This window comes from Bacillus aquiflavi, assembly GCF_019915265.1.
Taxonomy (GTDB): domain Bacteria; phylum Bacillota; class Bacilli; order Bacillales; family Cytobacillaceae; genus Bacillus_BT; species Bacillus_BT aquiflavi.
The window spans coordinates 3,400,538-3,415,920 of record NZ_CP082780.1; the positions used below are offsets into that span (position 1 = coordinate 3,400,538).

Consider the following 15,383-nt stretch of genomic DNA (forward strand, 5'->3'; position numbering starts at 1 on the left):
GATTTCCTCCCGTTTTAATAGATTAATATGGAAAAGCGAGCAATTAGCCCGCCTTTTTGATTTCCAATATTGTTTGTTTTGCACGTTGCATATCTTCGTCTAAAATACCAATTTCAGTTAATGCCTTTTTCATTGATGTTGTATTAACCGCCATTTTCTTTTCACCCGTTACCCAAACTTTAGCGCCACGTTTGATTAATTTTAGGCAGTTGTTTTTGTCAGCGAAAAAGTGGAGGCTGACAGAATATCCATTGTAAGTAAATGAAACAATTTTGATTTCGCCATGTTTTTTATGAACATCATCTTCCACAGTTACATTATCGAATGGAAAAGGTTCCATTTCAGCTTCAGCTTCATTTTGTTCTTCGTTGTTAGTTTCGTCAGCATTTGATTTTTCGTTTTCAACGTGTTTTACTTCATCATCATTTTTAACTTCGTTAGTATCGTCAGTATTTTGTTCTGGTGTTGTTTCTTCGATTGTTTCAACAGCATTTTCTTCAATTACAGGTTCTTCTGCGATAATTTCATAATTTTTGCGGATTGAGTCGAGTTTGATTTCCTTTTGGGTAGTTTCGTTGAAAGCAGTTTTGTTTTCGTTGTCCACAATGATAGTGATTTCCTTTTTGTTTTTGGCATTTTTAGATACCACAGTTAATTTTGTTTTCATCATTTTAAATCATCTCCCATTTAGTTTTTGATTGGTTATTATCAGGTAATATTTATCGTTGGTTAGATACTAAATCATCTAAAAATGGAAGTGAAGGTTACTTTGCAGAAAATTCTTTTTTTTTTGATTTTTTATTACTTCATATGTAGATTAAACATTCATTTTGTTACATCTTATAAATCAATCATTATCAAGAATGTTGTTCCTATGCGATTTCTAATAGGTAATGTATCAATTTTCATGTTTTGTTACATTTGAAAACTAAAAAAGAAGCGGCTGTTATTGCCACTTCCTTTGTTTGAAATATCATTATTATTGGGCCCTAAGCAATAATAACTTTATTTTTTAACCATCATGGGCATGATTAAAAAGCATTTCCCTTTTCGATTTTATCCTTCGGCAATGTTTTTTCCCAAGACCGAGTTCGTGGATTGTATTTTCCACGGTCTAATTGATGTTTTAATTGGAACGAATGATTATGCTTTAATGTTTTCATTTTTTGAAGCGTTTGGTGGTTATTCATGTTATCCCCACCTTAATACATATTTTTTGTAGTATCATTTTCGTCTTTATGGTTTGGATCCCAATCTAAGAAATTAACTTCCCCATTATTGAATTTTTGTTCTGCTCGTTCCCCGTGAACATCTGTAAAATCACGTCCTGCTACAAAGTCTCCATCTTCTTCTTTTTCAACAACTTCTGGAAGTCCAAGGCGGTCATCTAATGATTGGAAAATTTGTGTTTCTTCGTTGGATTTTTTAATGTTGTCTTTTCGTGGTTCGAAAAGGTCATCAAATACACCACCTTCATTTGATTGTTTTTGTGATTTTACGATTGATTGAGATTGATTTAATCCATGAGCCTTTTCAACTTGTGCAATTCTTTGTTCCAATGGTTTAATAGCATCTTCCAATACCTTTTGTAATTGTTTAATATCCATTTGAAATTCCTCCCTTGATTTAGTCATAAAAAATTTCCGTTTGTTAGCTGGTCGGTCAACATATGATATAAAATCAATGTCTGCATTTTTCAGCTGTCTTGGCATTTATTAATCACCTCCTTTTGAAGCTTTTAATTGTGCCAATTCATGTTCAATCTTTTCTAATCGTTCAAAATATGGTTTAAGTGTTTTAACGATAATATCAGCGAGCATTTCTTTTTGGGTCATTTTTATTCTCCTTTCGTTTTTTACGTTTTCTTGGTTTAGGTTTAAGCATTTGTTTCCGTGATTTTCTCGGCATTGAAATACTACCTCCTAAATGATTGCATGATTTATATTAAACACCCATTAGGTGATATTTTGATAGATTTACCATTCATCAAAAGGGTCTAATAACGGTTTAACTGTAAGATTGATGTTGTTTTGTCGTGCTAAATAACGTGCTTCATGTAAATTGGGTGCTTTTTCAATGATTTCCTTATATTTTTCAAAGCCTTTAAATACAGTTACCAATCCTAATTCAGCATTGATTTCATCTTCAAATGATTGAGTTTTTACATTCCATTCAGATGGGGAATAAACATATACTGATACATTAATTGGATTTTCTTCAATGGTTGCACGTTCAATCCGTTTTAGTTTTCGTTCAAATGATAATAATGATTTCAAACTCATATGCTACAGCCCCCTCTCTTTCAGATATTCCTCAATTTCCATAAGCTTTTTCTCATATTCATAGATTTTCTTATCCATTTCCATTTGTTCTCTAAATTGTTGCATTTCATCATCATGCTTGAATGCTTTTAGCATTATATCGAGTGCATATACCAATGCTTTTGCTTTTGAAATGTTTGTTAGTTTCCCAGTCATTAATCCATTTACAACTCTGGATAATGCCTTTTTAACATCATTTCTGGTTTTTAAATTCATGTCTTTGGAATAAATAAAATCATCATTCTTTTTTGGCATTTTATATCACCCCTTCCATTGATAATTGTTGAGCTATCAACATTTCCATGATTTTTTATGGGTACTTTTTTGGAGATTTAATTGGCATCTTCAATTACCTTTTTCCTTATCTTTCGTGCTGTTGCATATGAAATATTGTATTTTTCAGCTATTTGTCGAATGGATAATCCATGTTGTTTTACATCAATTAATATTTTGTGGCCTATTTGTTCAGCTAAATTTGAATGTTTTGATTTTGATTGTTCTTGTTTCAATCCTTCATGGATTGCATTTAATTGGTTGGCTTTCCGTTCCGCTTCATGTAATGAATTATAATATCCATGATGTTGGCGGTATCTTACTTGGTCTATTTGATAGACTCGGTATATTTCCCATTTTTTGTTGTAGTAGTTCATTTTCATTTTATATTCAGGCATTTTACCACCCGCTTTTTTGGGTTCTTTTTTCGTTAGCTATTGTAAATTTACTTCCACCAACACCAGTTAATCTTTTTTTGTGAGAGTTATCTCCAAACGTGCATACTTTTAAATTGTTTTCACGATTGTTCAGAGTATCGAAGTCGAAATGGTCTACCACTTTATCTTTTGGGCAGTTAATTATAAATCTGTGAAGCAATATTTTTTCGCCATTACCATTTCTAAATACGAGGTAAGCATACGGATATTTTCCAGCGATATTCATGATATGAACAGAAGATCCCGCTTCAACGATTTTTGGTAGATTGTGTTTATCTATCATGATGTTGTAACAATGCTCTTTATCTCGGGTGATTACTTCGATAACTACGGTATCTTCATCAAAGTAAGTTAAACGATTTTTAAATCCATCAATTTTAAACCAACTCATTTGATTTCACCTCGTTATTTTCAACATTTGAAAAGTATTCCAAAATTTGTTCATGTTCCTTTGAAGCTATTTCAAATACTTTTAAAATGGATATATTGCAATTTGTTTGGAGTTTTTCGATATCTTCATAGGTTTTATATGGACCTAATAAATAAGGTTTTAATTCACCGTTTTTCATTCGTGATGTAAGAACAATATATTTACCATGTTTTTCAATAAAATTTTCCATCTCATCATGCCATGCTGGAAACTTTTTTTGATTGTTCATATAACATCACCCATTTATCATTTTTTCAATTTGACGTTTTTCTTCAACTTCCCGCTTCGCTTCATTGTCCAGAGCCTCCGCTAATTTTTTCATGGAGAAATTTACTTGTGCTTTCCAATATGAAACTGGGTTCCGCTCCTTTTTGGATAATTTTTGTTGTTTCATTTCGATATTTCCTCCCGTTCATGAAGTATCAATAAATGGTATCAATACCGTTTGGTCTTATGGATTATATCAACCTACCATACCAAGACAAGTGTCTATTCCGATTAATTACATATGATGTAAATCTAATATTGTTTTCGTTACATCATAAACAAGTTGAAAAATAAAAAATCGTGATAAGTGTTGAGCCTATCACGTTTCTAATAGATTTCGTTATGTATCAATTCTTTTGTTTTGTTACATAAACAATAAATCACCTATTATATTTAGGTGCTTCAGCAGAAATTTAAGTATTTCGTTTCTAACGTGTTTTAGTTGTTTTATGATGTTTTATTCATTGATTGATTTTAAAACCGTGTAGAACGTAAGCTATTTATTTCTAATGCAATTCCTAAATGATTTCATGTTCCCGCCTTAATTAAACTTTTGGTATTTATGACTAACAATTTTTGAATGGTTATTCTTTAGTGGAACTAACTTGATAGGTTGGTGTTGGCGAGGGTTTAGCCCGAGCCATACTATTACTTTTTAGTTTTGGTTTTTATTTATATTACTTTGTTATCTTAAAGGTCAAATTGACCTGACCTGTCCTGTTTTTGTCCTTCTCCATAGGTCAATTTGACCTGTTCTGTCCTCAAAAAGTCCCTCTTTTTTGGCAAGAGGGACAGATGAGGTCAAATTGAGTTTTCCTGTACATTTACGAGATAGAGCTTCAAAAATATCAATCATGAAATAATTTCTCCAATTTTGCATCTTCTTCAGGGGTTAAATTATAATTTAGCATATTTGAATTAACACGTTCTGCAACCATTTTAGATTGTGTTTTTTCATCAATTAAATATCCTTCCGCTCGTAATTCCGCTTTTTTACGTTGAACTGTTTTCACACTTACCCCTAAAAATTCAGCCATAGCCTTATTGGTAACTTTTCCCTTTTTATAATATATCTTTTTCATACGTTCCTTGATTGGAGATTTTATTTGTTTGATTTTTTTAGGTTCGTTTACAATTATCTTTGATACATCATTCTCTGTAATGTTTTCGTTTGGCGTTGGTTCGCATATGAAATATTTATTAGATTTCCCACCATGCTTTCCATACGTTTCAGATTCTTCCACTTCAATTAAATTGAATTTCATTAAATCTTTAATTGCCCGTTTTACTGTGGATTCACTTATTCTGCATTTTTCGGCAATTTCGGTTTGATTAATACGTCCAAATACTTCGCCTTTACCGTTTACGAATTTTTTAATTTTGTTATCATGATAATTTTTGTATGAACCATAGACTCTTTGTCTAATAACATCATAAACAGCAATTCGATTGATTTTTAATTTATTATATGGCGGTTGTTCCAATTTCTTTTTATATTCCTCTTTTGTCGTGAATTTGTCATCAACAGTATATCTCCTCATAATAAAAACTCCTCCCAATGTTTTTTGGAAAGAGCCTACTTTTCATCAACAAATATTATTAAATAATAAGATTTTTGTTGAGGTGCATTTTTTCAGCATGATATACTGGTACTAACGAAATAGGTTTATATCATGTTGAAAGTGTCTGCCCGATTGGATTGCCAGTCCAATCACGAAGGGTAGGCTCTTTCTTTTTGTTGGCATTATTATTTCATTTGGTATCAATCCATCTCAAGTATTAATTTTCATATGGTGTTTTTATAATCGTGCTATATTGCATAGCTTTAATTCCTATACGTTCTTATTTTTTTTATGATGAAATACATCAAACGATTAATAAAACGAATAGCAACGTAAATACTCGTTTATTTTGTTATATACAAAAACAATTAATATTTTTAACTAACAAAAAAAGGAGACCGTGCATGATTGCATGATCTCCTTCTTTATGTGGTTTAGTAAAGTGTGATTGTTGTTAAATCATGTCCGCCAGCCGATTTAATTTTAATATCACGATTAACTTGTCTGGCAATAGATTTTAGTTGTTCCATTTGTTCAGCAGTTGGAGAAGTAACTAATGAGTCGCCTTCAATGAAATATGAAACAGAAGGTATATTCATTTGACCAACTTTGGTTAATTTAACACCGTAAGAGTTTTGAATGAGTCGAAGATTATCCACGTTTGTTAGTATTTCGAGGTGAGTTGCAGATAACGAACCATCATCTGTTACACTTGGAATTTCTTCTTCAACCATTGGAAAATTTGTTTTATATTTTGAAGCGTCAAATTCTTCTTCTCCAACTTCAGCAACTTCAGCATAGGCAGCTTCCACTTCATCTTCTAATTGTTCTGCTTCAGCATTTGCTGTTTCCAATTCACCTTCTAAACGGTTGATTTCGCCTTGAATTTCCTCAGTATCAATTTGTCCATCTTGAAGTTCAGCAATTTGAGTTTCCAAGTCTTCAATCGTTGCATTTAATTGGGCAATTTGTTCATCTTTTGAATAGATAATACCATTTGCTGTTTGGATTCTGTTTGTTGCATCTGATTTTACTTCGTTTAATATGTTTTCCAATCCTACACGGGTATCTTCAAGGACTTCAACTTTATCCACAAGGTCAACCACTTTCGTTTTGATGTTGTTTAGATGTTCAGTACCTGTCCAAACAATACCACTAACAACAATACCTCCAGCAAGTGTCACAGCTCCCAATGTTTTTACAAGTGTTCCGCTCATGTAAAATCATCTCCCTTTCCATTTTTATTAAATTTTCAATGAGCAGTGCAATCAATATAGAACAATCATCAACCGAAAGTATGTTCTGTTGTTGATTACAAAAAGATATTATCAGACAATATTTTGGAAGAAAAGACCACTTCGTCTGTTTTTTTCTGATTTTCAATATTAAATTTGCTATATGTTGAAGTAATTGCTTTTCGTTCATTTGTTATATACAAAATTCATCTGATTTTTTAATTGAACAAAAAAAGATCATTGTGTTTAATACAATGACCTAATTAGCTATGGGGTTTAGAGGGGTTCTAAAAGGTACAATTTCGGCTTTTAAACGTGTTTCCATATTTTGTTTTGTTGTATTTTTGTTATCAATTTGAATGAAACATCATATTTTCGAGCAATTTCAGCTTTTAACATTTTACCTTCGTTCAATAATCGTCTAATTTGTTTAACGTCTTTTTCCGTCAATTTTGCCTTATGATGATTATTTCCTATTAAATGTTCATGTAACCCATTTTTATGAGCATGACTAACATTTTCAGACAATGATACCACTTCGAGATTTTCAATACGATTGTCCAATTTATTGCAGTTTATATGGTTTATCGTTTTATCTAAAATATCCAATCCAGCTGCTACAGCTATAATTTGATGAACTTTATATAATTTACCACTAAGATAAATACAATAGTACCCACGATTGCCCAAAAACTGCTTTTTATTAAGAATTAGACCCCTCTCTATATCAATCTCTAAAAGATGTATATGTTTTTTCAAATGTTTCAATCGTTCAGCATTCATCAAAATATCCTCCTTCATTAAACATATACAAAAAATTGAGGAAAAAATTAAGGTCCCGTGTTAATTTAATTGATATTATCTTATAATATTTGAGGGTGAGGACAATCTTCAGCTGATTATGTCAATAAATACAAAAAAAAGCACCTCCCACCATTGTGGAAAGTGCTTGTTATGTAAATGATTTATTTATTTAGGGTAGTCTTCGTGCCTCTGCTTGATTAAAAGTCAGATGCTCTACCGACTGAGCTAATGGCTCTTTATTTCGAATGACTTAGGCTTGTCACGACGCTTTTAATCATAACATAACACTTTATAGTACCGCAACATCTTTTTTATCTCTTTTTATTTTTCAAAGTAAAGTGTATTTGAATAGGAGAAACAACATAAATCAAAATCTTCACAACTGCCTGTTATAGTAAGGCAGCTGTGAAGATTGAAGACAAAGTGAAAATTAGAACCAGTTTCCGATAGACTAAAATCAAAACGCTTGTAGTCAAGGCACCGAACAACGGGGCAGAAGCGAATAGACTAGGTGTTTATGAGCTTACCACGAAGTTCAAGCAACGATGAGTGTGAGCATTTGTCAACAGTCTGAGCAGCAGGGCAACTGCACTTATTAATTTTGCCGCCATGGACTGCGGACAACATTTGTTTGCGTCCGGTCAGGACCGACAGAGAAAATTGATAATGGAATTCCTGTTAATTGAGAAACACGCTCTAAATAATGACGTGCATTCGCAGGAAGTTCATCTAATGATTTACAATTAGTAATATCTTCTGACCAACCTGGAAGTTCTTCATATACTGGTTCACATTCAGCCAACACCTTTAAGTTAGCTGGGAATTCCTCAATGACTTCTCCTTTATAGCGGTAAGCGACACAAATTTTTAAAGTATCAATTCCTGTTAAGACATCTATTGAGTTAAGAGAAAGATCAGTAATACCACTTACACGGCGAGCATGGCGAACAACAACACTGTCAAACCAACCAACTCGGCGAGCCCGACCAGTTGTCGTTCCGTATTCGCGACCTACTTCACGAATTTGGTCGCCGATTTCATTCGTTAATTCTGTTGGGAATGGTCCATCTCCAACACGGGTTGTGTACGCTTTAGAAACCCCAACGACATGAGTGATTTTCGTTGGACCGACCCCTGAACCAATTGTAACGCCACCAGCTACCGGATTAGATGAGGTAACAAACGGGTACGTACCTTGGTCAATATCAAGCATAACTCCTTGTGCGCCTTCAAACAAAACTCGGCGACCATCATCAAGAGCATCATTTAATACAACGGATGTATCACAAACGTATTTTTTAATTTGCTGACCTAACTCATAGTATTCATTCAAAATACTTTTAAGTTCGAATCCTTCTGTTTCATAAAAACGTTCAAGCATCCGATTTTTCTCTTCTAAGTTACGCGCAAGCTTCTCTTCAAAAACTTCACGGTCTAACAAATCAGCAATTCTAATTCCGACCCGTGCGGCTTTGTCCATATAAGCAGGACCTATTCCTTTTTTCGTTGTGCCGATTTTATTTGCACCTTTGCGTTCTTCCTCTACCTCATCCAATTTTAAATGGTACGGCAGAATAACATGTGCTCGACTACTAATTCGTAAATTATCAGCAGTAACACCTTTTTCTTGAAGATATGCAAGCTCTTTAACAAGTGCTTTAGGGTCAACAACCATTCCGTTACCGATTACACAAATTTTATCTTTATAAAAAATTCCTGATGGTATTAAATGAAGCTTATATGTTTCACCATTAAAAACAATCGTGTGTCCTGCATTATTACCGCCTTGATAACGAGCAATAACTTCTGCATTTTCAGAAAGGAAATCTGTAATTTTCCCTTTTCCTTCATCTCCCCATTGTGTTCCTACAACAACAACTGAAGACATCTTAAAGCACCTCCAACAGATGGCAATCAAATTATTTTACGTTCCGAATCAAACATGATTATTTTATCAATTTCTCATGCTAAAAGTCAATAAAACACGAACAATTTTCTGATAAATATTAAAATATGTTCGTATAAAACTCGTAACATAGAAAACTTAGATTCTATGAAATTCGACTAATAGATGGATGGGCTCTAGTAAAAACTTAACCATTTAAATAGGGAGATAAAATAAATTAGTAAATCCCCTGAGCCTGTAGCAAAGTCAAAGCGCACAGCACAAGGCGAAACAAATGGAATAAGTGTTCATGCACTTACAACGAAGAACAAGCAACGATGGATGCGAACGTTTGTCAACAGTTGATTAATAAAACGGAAAAACACAATTGATAGAATAGCTTCCTATTAATCTAAAAAAACTTAATGTGGACATTAAAGTGTGAGAAATACTATTTGAATTAATATGACACATTTGAAAAGAAGGATTAAACGGCTTTAATTCAGTGAAATTTAGAGCTAAAGCCGCTTACATACATTTTTATTATTTCCACTGTCTACTTAACAGGAGGCAGTTCAGTTATCTCAGACAGTCTTGTTTTGTATTAAATTCTATTTGCTGCCATAAATAGCTTCCCATACTGATTTAATCCGATCTTTCGCTTCCACATCAAGCGAAAACTGACCATTGGCTAATTTTTGGACTTGCTTATCGACAATATATATTGGACTTGAAATGGTTGTTGCCCCTAAAATCGATAGGACAGGTTTTAATGAATATTCCAGCGCAAGTAAATGGGCAATTGAGCCTCCAATTGCCACTGGGATCACTATTTTATTTTGAAGACCTTTTTGTGGTAGTAAATCTAAAAATGTTTTTAAAATACCTGAGTACGAGCCTTTATAAATCGGCGTTAAAACAAAGATTATTTCTGCCTCACTAACTAATGATAGATGGTTGATGATTTCGTCACTTGCATAGTTTGCGGTGATTAAATCATCTGCTGGTAATTGATGCACTTGAATGACGTTAAACGCAATCCCGACTGCCTGTAAATTGGCTTTTATCTCATTTTCAATCCCTGTCAGCCTAGATGTCATACTGTTGCCACCATTTATGATAACTGCTTTCATTTTTTTGCACATCCTATCATTTTTTTATGTTATACAAATTGATTATCTTTTTGATAACGTGATACAACTGGCTTTAACCCTAAATTTCCCCGCAACGTCCTACTTTCATATTCTGTTCGGAATATCTTTCTCCTTTGTAGCTCTGGAATGACTAAATCGATAAAATCTGTAAAGCTGTCAGGAAAATATGGAGGCATTAAATTAAAGCCATCTGCTGCCTCACGGTCAATCCATTCTTGAAGCTGATCGGCAATTTGTGATGGGGAACCAAAAATAATTCGATGACCGCGAGATCCAGCAATGCGCATGTAAAGTTCACGAATTGTTAAGCTTTCGCGCTCAGCAAGCTCAATTATCAACTGTTGACGACTGCGATTGCCATTTGTTGGCGGGATATTTTTTGGCAGCGGTCCGTCTAAATCATAGCTTGATAAATCAAAAGCTAAATAATCTGCTAAAAAATCTAACCCGATTTCAGGTGTAATAAGCTGTTGAAGTCCCTCATTTTTTTCGCGTGCTGCTTTTTCCGTTTCTGCTACATATACAGATACACCGGGCATAATTTTTATATCAGCTGCGCTTCTTCCATATGCAACCGCCTTAGCCTTTAACTTTTTATAAAACGCTTGAGCGTCCTCTAATGTAGACTGCGCTGAAAAAATAACGTCTGCTGTTTTGGCTGCTAAGTTTGTTCCGGCTTCAGAAGAACCTGCTTGAACTAATACGGGATATCCTTGAGGTGGACGAGATGAGTTTAAAGGTCCGCGTACAGCATAATACTTTCCTCGATGATTTAATGTATGAAGCTTGCCCTTTGTAAAATATTCACCTGTTTCCTTGTTACGCATGAGAGCATCTTCATCCCAGCTATCCCATAACCCTTTTACAACCTCAACGAATTCATCTGCGCGATCATAACGCAGCGAGTGGTCTAAATGCTTATCTTTATTGAAATTACTTGCTTCTGATTCGTAGTACGATGTAACGATATTCCATGCTGCACGCCCACCGCTTAAATGGTCTAACGACGAAAATTTTCGTGCGAGATGAAAGGGTTCATTATACGTTGTTGAAGCGGTTGCTACTAGGCCAATATTGTCAGTTACTGTTGTAAGAGCACCGAGTAAAGTTAATGGTTCAAAACGCACAAGCTCGGCTGGATGTGATAAATCATGGAATGATAATCCATCACTTAAAAACAGCATATCGAGTTTACCCGCTTCCGCTTTTTTGGCAATTCTTTTGAAAAATTCAATATTCTCACTCGCATCACTTGGGACTTCATGATGACGCCAAGAGGCAATATGATGGCCTGTTCCCATTAAAAATACGCCGAGCTTCTTTTGTTTTTTCTTCATTTCACCCCCACCGTCCTTGCTTCTAAAATGGAGTGAACACGTGGAATGATTTTTCTGCCCACGTCTTGTATAACCTCTAAATGCGGGAAACCACGAAGCAATACTTTATCAAAACCTAGATCTACAAACTCTACAATTCGCTCTGCAATTTGGTCTGGCGTACCAACAAGTGCAATCGAATTGCCTGATAAAACTTGCGTTAAGCCCGCCCAAATATTTGGACCAATCACAAAATTATTTTCTTTTGATTGAATCATTAATTTGTGCAGGCGATTCACGCCAACAGCTCCGCTTGTTAGCGTGCTTTTATGTTTTTCTGCTAACACGTTGGGATCTACCTTGCTAATCAACCTATCTGCCTGTTCCCAAGCTTCCTTCTCTGTATCTGCAACGACAACTTGAAAGGAAACGCTATATGACAAATCGCGGCCTTTTTGTTTCACTAGTTTCTTCACGGTGTTTATTTCTTCTTCCGTATTTTCAAGTGTTTCTCCCCAAAGCATGTAAGTATCCGCTAAATCAGTCGCAACTTCTTTTGCAATTGGGGAAGAACCGCCAAAGTAAATTGGGGGAACTTCTTTTGGCACACGCGGCAATGACGCATCCTTTAATTTGAAAAACTCACCATTATAATCGAATGTCTCTCCAGCAAATAAACGCTTTAAAATCTCAATATATTCACGAGTTCGTTTGTAGCGGTCTGTATGTGATAAAAAGTCCCCATCACTAGCAAGCTCAACAGGTGATCCCCCTGTCACAATATTGATAAACACGCGACCGCCTGACCAATAATCAAGTGAAGCAAATTGCTTTGCGAGTTGAGTCGGAGCGATAGATCCAGGACGGACTGCAAATAAAAGCTTAAGGTGTTTTGTATGTGCAATTAAATACGATGCTGCAACTAATGAATCGATGCAATTACCTCCAATGGGGAGGAGAAGCGTTGAAAAACCTCCATTCTCTGCTGCTGCTGCAATTTCTTTTATATACTCAATAGACGGTTGACGGACTACATCTGTACCGGTACCAGTCCAGCCTCCAATCTTTTTATCTTTTGACGGTCCACCGACGTATTCGCTATCGCCAGAAGTAGGCGCCATCGTAATAAACTCGATCATCATCCATCCTCCATTCGATTATTATTTTTTCACAGGTGCACTAGGTACTACATTAACTGCTCGCAGTTGCTTTGATACTTGAATTTGACCTTTCCTTAAAAGGTTCTCAAATGTTGCATATGATTGCCCTGTCTCCATTTCGTAAAAAGCGAACTCCTCTTCTAATGCCTTTTTATAAGAAAGCTCACAAAACGTTTCAGGTGGCGCAAAAAAAATAGTTGCATTTTTTTCAATTGCAAAACGTAATGTTGCACCTCGTCGCCCTTTTTCCAGACTAAGTGCCGGATTACTAAAATCTTCATACGAAAAGTCATCCTCGTTCACAATGCGTAATATTGTGCCTTCTACAATTGGCGTCATCATATTTTGCTCATTTAATACGACTGCAATTGTCATTTTTATTACTCCTTTCATATGTGTTTACTTGGTTTTAACAGTATATTAATTTGCTATTTGCTATTTTGCTTGATTGATCAGCCTTTTTCAATGCCTGATCAATATCTGAAATGATATCTTCAACATCTTCAAGACCAATCGATAAGCGAATTAATTCTGGTGTCACTCCACTGCTTATTCGTTGTTCAGGTGTGAGACGAGAATGAGATGTACTAGCTGGGTGGATAACGAGTGTTTTTGAGTCACCGACATTTGCTACATGGGATAGAAGCTGTACAGAATTGATAAATGTTTTTGCCGATTCAAGACCACCTTTAATACCAAAGCTAAATATAGAACCCGCACCTTTAGGCAAATACTTTTTTGCTGAATCATTTTGTTTATCTTCGGGCAGTGTCGGATAATTTATCCACTCAACAAGTTCATGTCGTGCTAAATATTCCGCTACTTGCTCGGCATTGGAAACATGTTTATGAATACGAACCGACAATGACTCAAGACCTTGAATAAATAACCATGCATTAAATGGTGATAGTGTAACTCCAAAATCATGCCCAAGCTCAAAGCGCGCCTTCGTGATAAATGCCTTTTCACATGCCACCTCAACGAATGAACGATTACAAATTACTTCATTCGGTTCAACAAACGTCGGAAACTTTTCATTTGACCATGCAAATTTCCCACTATCAATAATAGCTCCGCCTATTGATGTCCCGTGACCACCTATAAACTTCGTGATGGAATGGACGATAATATCTGCTCCATATTCAATCGGTTTTGATAAAAATGGCGTTGCAAACGTATTGTCAACGATCAGTGGTATTTTATGATGATGGGCAATTTCACTTAAGTGTTCAATATCAGCAATTTCCAAGCTTGGATTCCCAATCGTTTCTGTAAAAACAGCACGCGTTTTTTCATTCATTGCTGCTTCGACTTCTGCAAAATTTTTACCATCGACAAAGCGTACAGTGACACCAAAGCGTGGCAATGTTTTTGCAAACAACGTATATGTGCCGCCGTACAATGCGTTTGTTGCTACAATTTCTTCACCAGCTTGTGCCAATGTTAATACAGTAATTAAAATGGCTGCTTGCCCAGATGAGACGGCAAAAGCTCCAACTCCACCTTCAAGTCTGGCTAAACGCTCCTCAAGAACAGTATTAGTCGGATTTGCATTACGTGAATAGATATAGCCATCGCCTTGCATTTTAAATAAACTTGCAGCATGTTCGGTATTTTCAAAGACATATGATGTCGTTTGGTACAGTGGTACTGCTCTTGAACGTGTTACCGGATCGACTTTTTGTCCACCATGTAATGCAATTGTTTCTTGCTTAAACTTCGTTTCCATAAACTCTCTCCTTCCACATGATCTTTTAATTTGATTCCGTCTTTAAGTTCGTCCAAAATAGTAGACGCTTTTTCAATTTTTCAAATCCAATCATAATGGACACGATAATGATACTTTTAAAAATAATGCCAGCCAGGACGTAATGATATTGCGAAAAATCACTGTAATACTGGATAAAATAGCCCATACCTAAAGAAGCTCCAAACATTTCAGCAATCGTTAATATTAAAAAAGACATCCCAAGTGCAGTGCTAGTTCCATTTAAAATGTACGGTGAGCTTGCCGGCAGGACAACTTTAAATAAAAAATCTCCACCTTTTAATCGAAGCGTCTTCGCATTATCTAAATAGTGCTGCTCAATTAATAAAACGCCATGAATTGTCCCTAAAAAGATCGGCCAAAATGCGCCAATAAAAATTAACAACGTCGATGCTGATTGAAACGTCGGCATTAACGCAATTGCATACGGGATAAAAAGCGTCGGTGGAATCGGACTGAGCGCGTGGAAATAGGGCATGAATATTTGACGAAAATGATTATTTAATCCGAAAAACATTCCCATTGCCACACCGATCAATAAAGCACAGAAAAATGCCGGTAATAACAATGCCATTGAACTCACAAGTCCGAGAACGAGCTCACCTAATTTATTCTTAAAAGATTCTGTGACGGTCAGCGGATCGGGAAAAATAACAGGATTAACCCAACTCGCATATTTCGTAAATAAAGCCCATGCCACAATGATCGCTATACCGATAAAAATGGTTATACTGTATTGCTTTAAAAATGTGCGCATGAACATCACTTCCT

At 35.2% G+C, this 15,383-nt stretch carries 19 protein-coding genes; all 19 read right to left on the reverse strand.

The window, feature by feature from the left end; genetic code table 11:
* Nucleotides 1–43: 43 nt before the first annotated feature.
* Nucleotides 44–670 (reverse strand): hypothetical protein, encoded by a 627-nt coding sequence (locus K6959_RS16455; RefSeq protein WP_163243007.1) that lies wholly within the window; start codon nt 668–670, stop codon nt 44–46.
* Nucleotides 671–1,031: 361 nt separating this feature from the next.
* On the reverse strand, nt 1,032–1,190 hold the full coding sequence (locus tag K6959_RS16460) for a hypothetical protein (protein ID WP_223087063.1): 159 nt from the start codon (nt 1,188–1,190) through the stop codon (nt 1,032–1,034).
* A 12-nt stretch (nt 1,191–1,202) separates the two neighbouring features.
* Nucleotides 1,203–1,712 (reverse strand): hypothetical protein, encoded by a 510-nt coding sequence (locus K6959_RS16465; protein ID WP_223087065.1) that lies wholly within the window; start codon nt 1,710–1,712, stop codon nt 1,203–1,205.
* Nucleotides 1,713–1,976: 264 nt separating this feature from the next.
* The gene (locus tag K6959_RS16470; protein WP_163243005.1) at nt 1,977–2,282 is read right to left on the reverse strand and encodes a hypothetical protein; all 306 of its coding nucleotides are present in this window, start codon (nt 2,280–2,282) and stop codon (nt 1,977–1,979) included.
* Between the two features lie 3 nt (nt 2,283–2,285).
* Nucleotides 2,286–2,576, reverse strand: a complete 291-nt coding sequence (locus K6959_RS16475) for a hypothetical protein (RefSeq protein ID WP_077737171.1) — start codon at nt 2,574–2,576, stop codon at nt 2,286–2,288.
* A 77-nt stretch (nt 2,577–2,653) separates the two neighbouring features.
* Nucleotides 2,654–2,992 (reverse strand): helix-turn-helix domain-containing protein, encoded by a 339-nt coding sequence (locus K6959_RS16480; protein ID WP_163243004.1) that lies wholly within the window; start codon nt 2,990–2,992, stop codon nt 2,654–2,656.
* Between the two features lies 1 nt (nt 2,993).
* The gene (locus K6959_RS16485) at nt 2,994–3,422 is read right to left on the reverse strand and encodes a hypothetical protein (protein WP_163243003.1); all 429 of its coding nucleotides are present in this window, start codon (nt 3,420–3,422) and stop codon (nt 2,994–2,996) included.
* Entirely contained in the window at nt 3,409–3,690 is a 282-nt protein-coding gene (locus K6959_RS16490) for a hypothetical protein (protein ID WP_163243002.1), read from the reverse strand. The genes K6959_RS16485 and K6959_RS16490 overlap by 14 nt, the downstream gene beginning before the upstream one ends.
* A 6-nt stretch (nt 3,691–3,696) precedes the next feature.
* Nucleotides 3,697–3,855, reverse strand: coding sequence for a hypothetical protein (locus K6959_RS16495; protein WP_163243001.1), 159 nt, complete (start codon nt 3,853–3,855; stop codon nt 3,697–3,699).
* 721 nt (nt 3,856–4,576) lie between these two features.
* Nucleotides 4,577–5,269, reverse strand: coding sequence for a winged helix-turn-helix domain-containing protein (locus tag K6959_RS16500; RefSeq protein WP_163243000.1), 693 nt, complete (start codon nt 5,267–5,269; stop codon nt 4,577–4,579).
* Nucleotides 5,270–5,724: 455 nt separating this feature from the next.
* Complete coding sequence (locus K6959_RS16505; protein WP_223087066.1) at nt 5,725–6,507, reverse strand: hypothetical protein; 783 nt, start codon at nt 6,505–6,507, stop codon at nt 5,725–5,727.
* Nucleotides 6,508–6,834: 327 nt separating this feature from the next.
* Nucleotides 6,835–7,308 (reverse strand): HNH endonuclease, encoded by a 474-nt coding sequence (locus K6959_RS16510; RefSeq protein ID WP_163242998.1) that lies wholly within the window; start codon nt 7,306–7,308, stop codon nt 6,835–6,837.
* Nucleotides 7,309–7,924: 616 nt separating this feature from the next.
* Nucleotides 7,925–9,217 carry an adenylosuccinate synthase gene (locus K6959_RS16515; RefSeq protein ID WP_223087067.1) on the reverse strand — a complete coding sequence of 431 codons (1,293 nt, stop codon included), beginning with the start codon at nt 9,215–9,217 and terminating at the stop codon, nt 7,925–7,927.
* A 608-nt stretch (nt 9,218–9,825) separates the two neighbouring features.
* Nucleotides 9,826–10,347 carry an NADPH-dependent FMN reductase gene (ssuE, locus tag K6959_RS16520; RefSeq protein ID WP_163242996.1) on the reverse strand — a complete coding sequence of 174 codons (522 nt, stop codon included), beginning with the start codon at nt 10,345–10,347 and terminating at the stop codon, nt 9,826–9,828.
* Between the two features lie 29 nt (nt 10,348–10,376).
* Entirely contained in the window at nt 10,377–11,705 is a 1,329-nt protein-coding gene (locus K6959_RS16525; RefSeq protein WP_223087069.1) for an LLM class flavin-dependent oxidoreductase, read from the reverse strand.
* A complete protein-coding gene (locus K6959_RS16530) occupies nt 11,702–12,823 on the reverse strand; it encodes an LLM class flavin-dependent oxidoreductase (protein ID WP_223087071.1) in 1,122 nt (373 codons plus the stop codon). The genes K6959_RS16525 and K6959_RS16530 overlap by 4 nt, the downstream gene beginning before the upstream one ends.
* Before the next feature lie 21 nt (nt 12,824–12,844).
* Nucleotides 12,845–13,219 (reverse strand): chemotaxis protein CheY, encoded by a 375-nt coding sequence (locus tag K6959_RS16535; protein ID WP_223087072.1) that lies wholly within the window; start codon nt 13,217–13,219, stop codon nt 12,845–12,847.
* A gap of 34 nt (nt 13,220–13,253) precedes the next feature.
* The gene (locus tag K6959_RS16540; RefSeq protein WP_223087074.1) at nt 13,254–14,573 is read right to left on the reverse strand and encodes an O-acetylhomoserine aminocarboxypropyltransferase/cysteine synthase family protein; all 1,320 of its coding nucleotides are present in this window, start codon (nt 14,571–14,573) and stop codon (nt 13,254–13,256) included.
* Between the two features lie 25 nt (nt 14,574–14,598).
* A complete protein-coding gene (locus K6959_RS16545; protein ID WP_223087075.1) occupies nt 14,599–15,369 on the reverse strand; it encodes an ABC transporter permease in 771 nt (256 codons plus the stop codon).
* Nucleotides 15,370–15,383 lie beyond the last annotated feature (14 nt).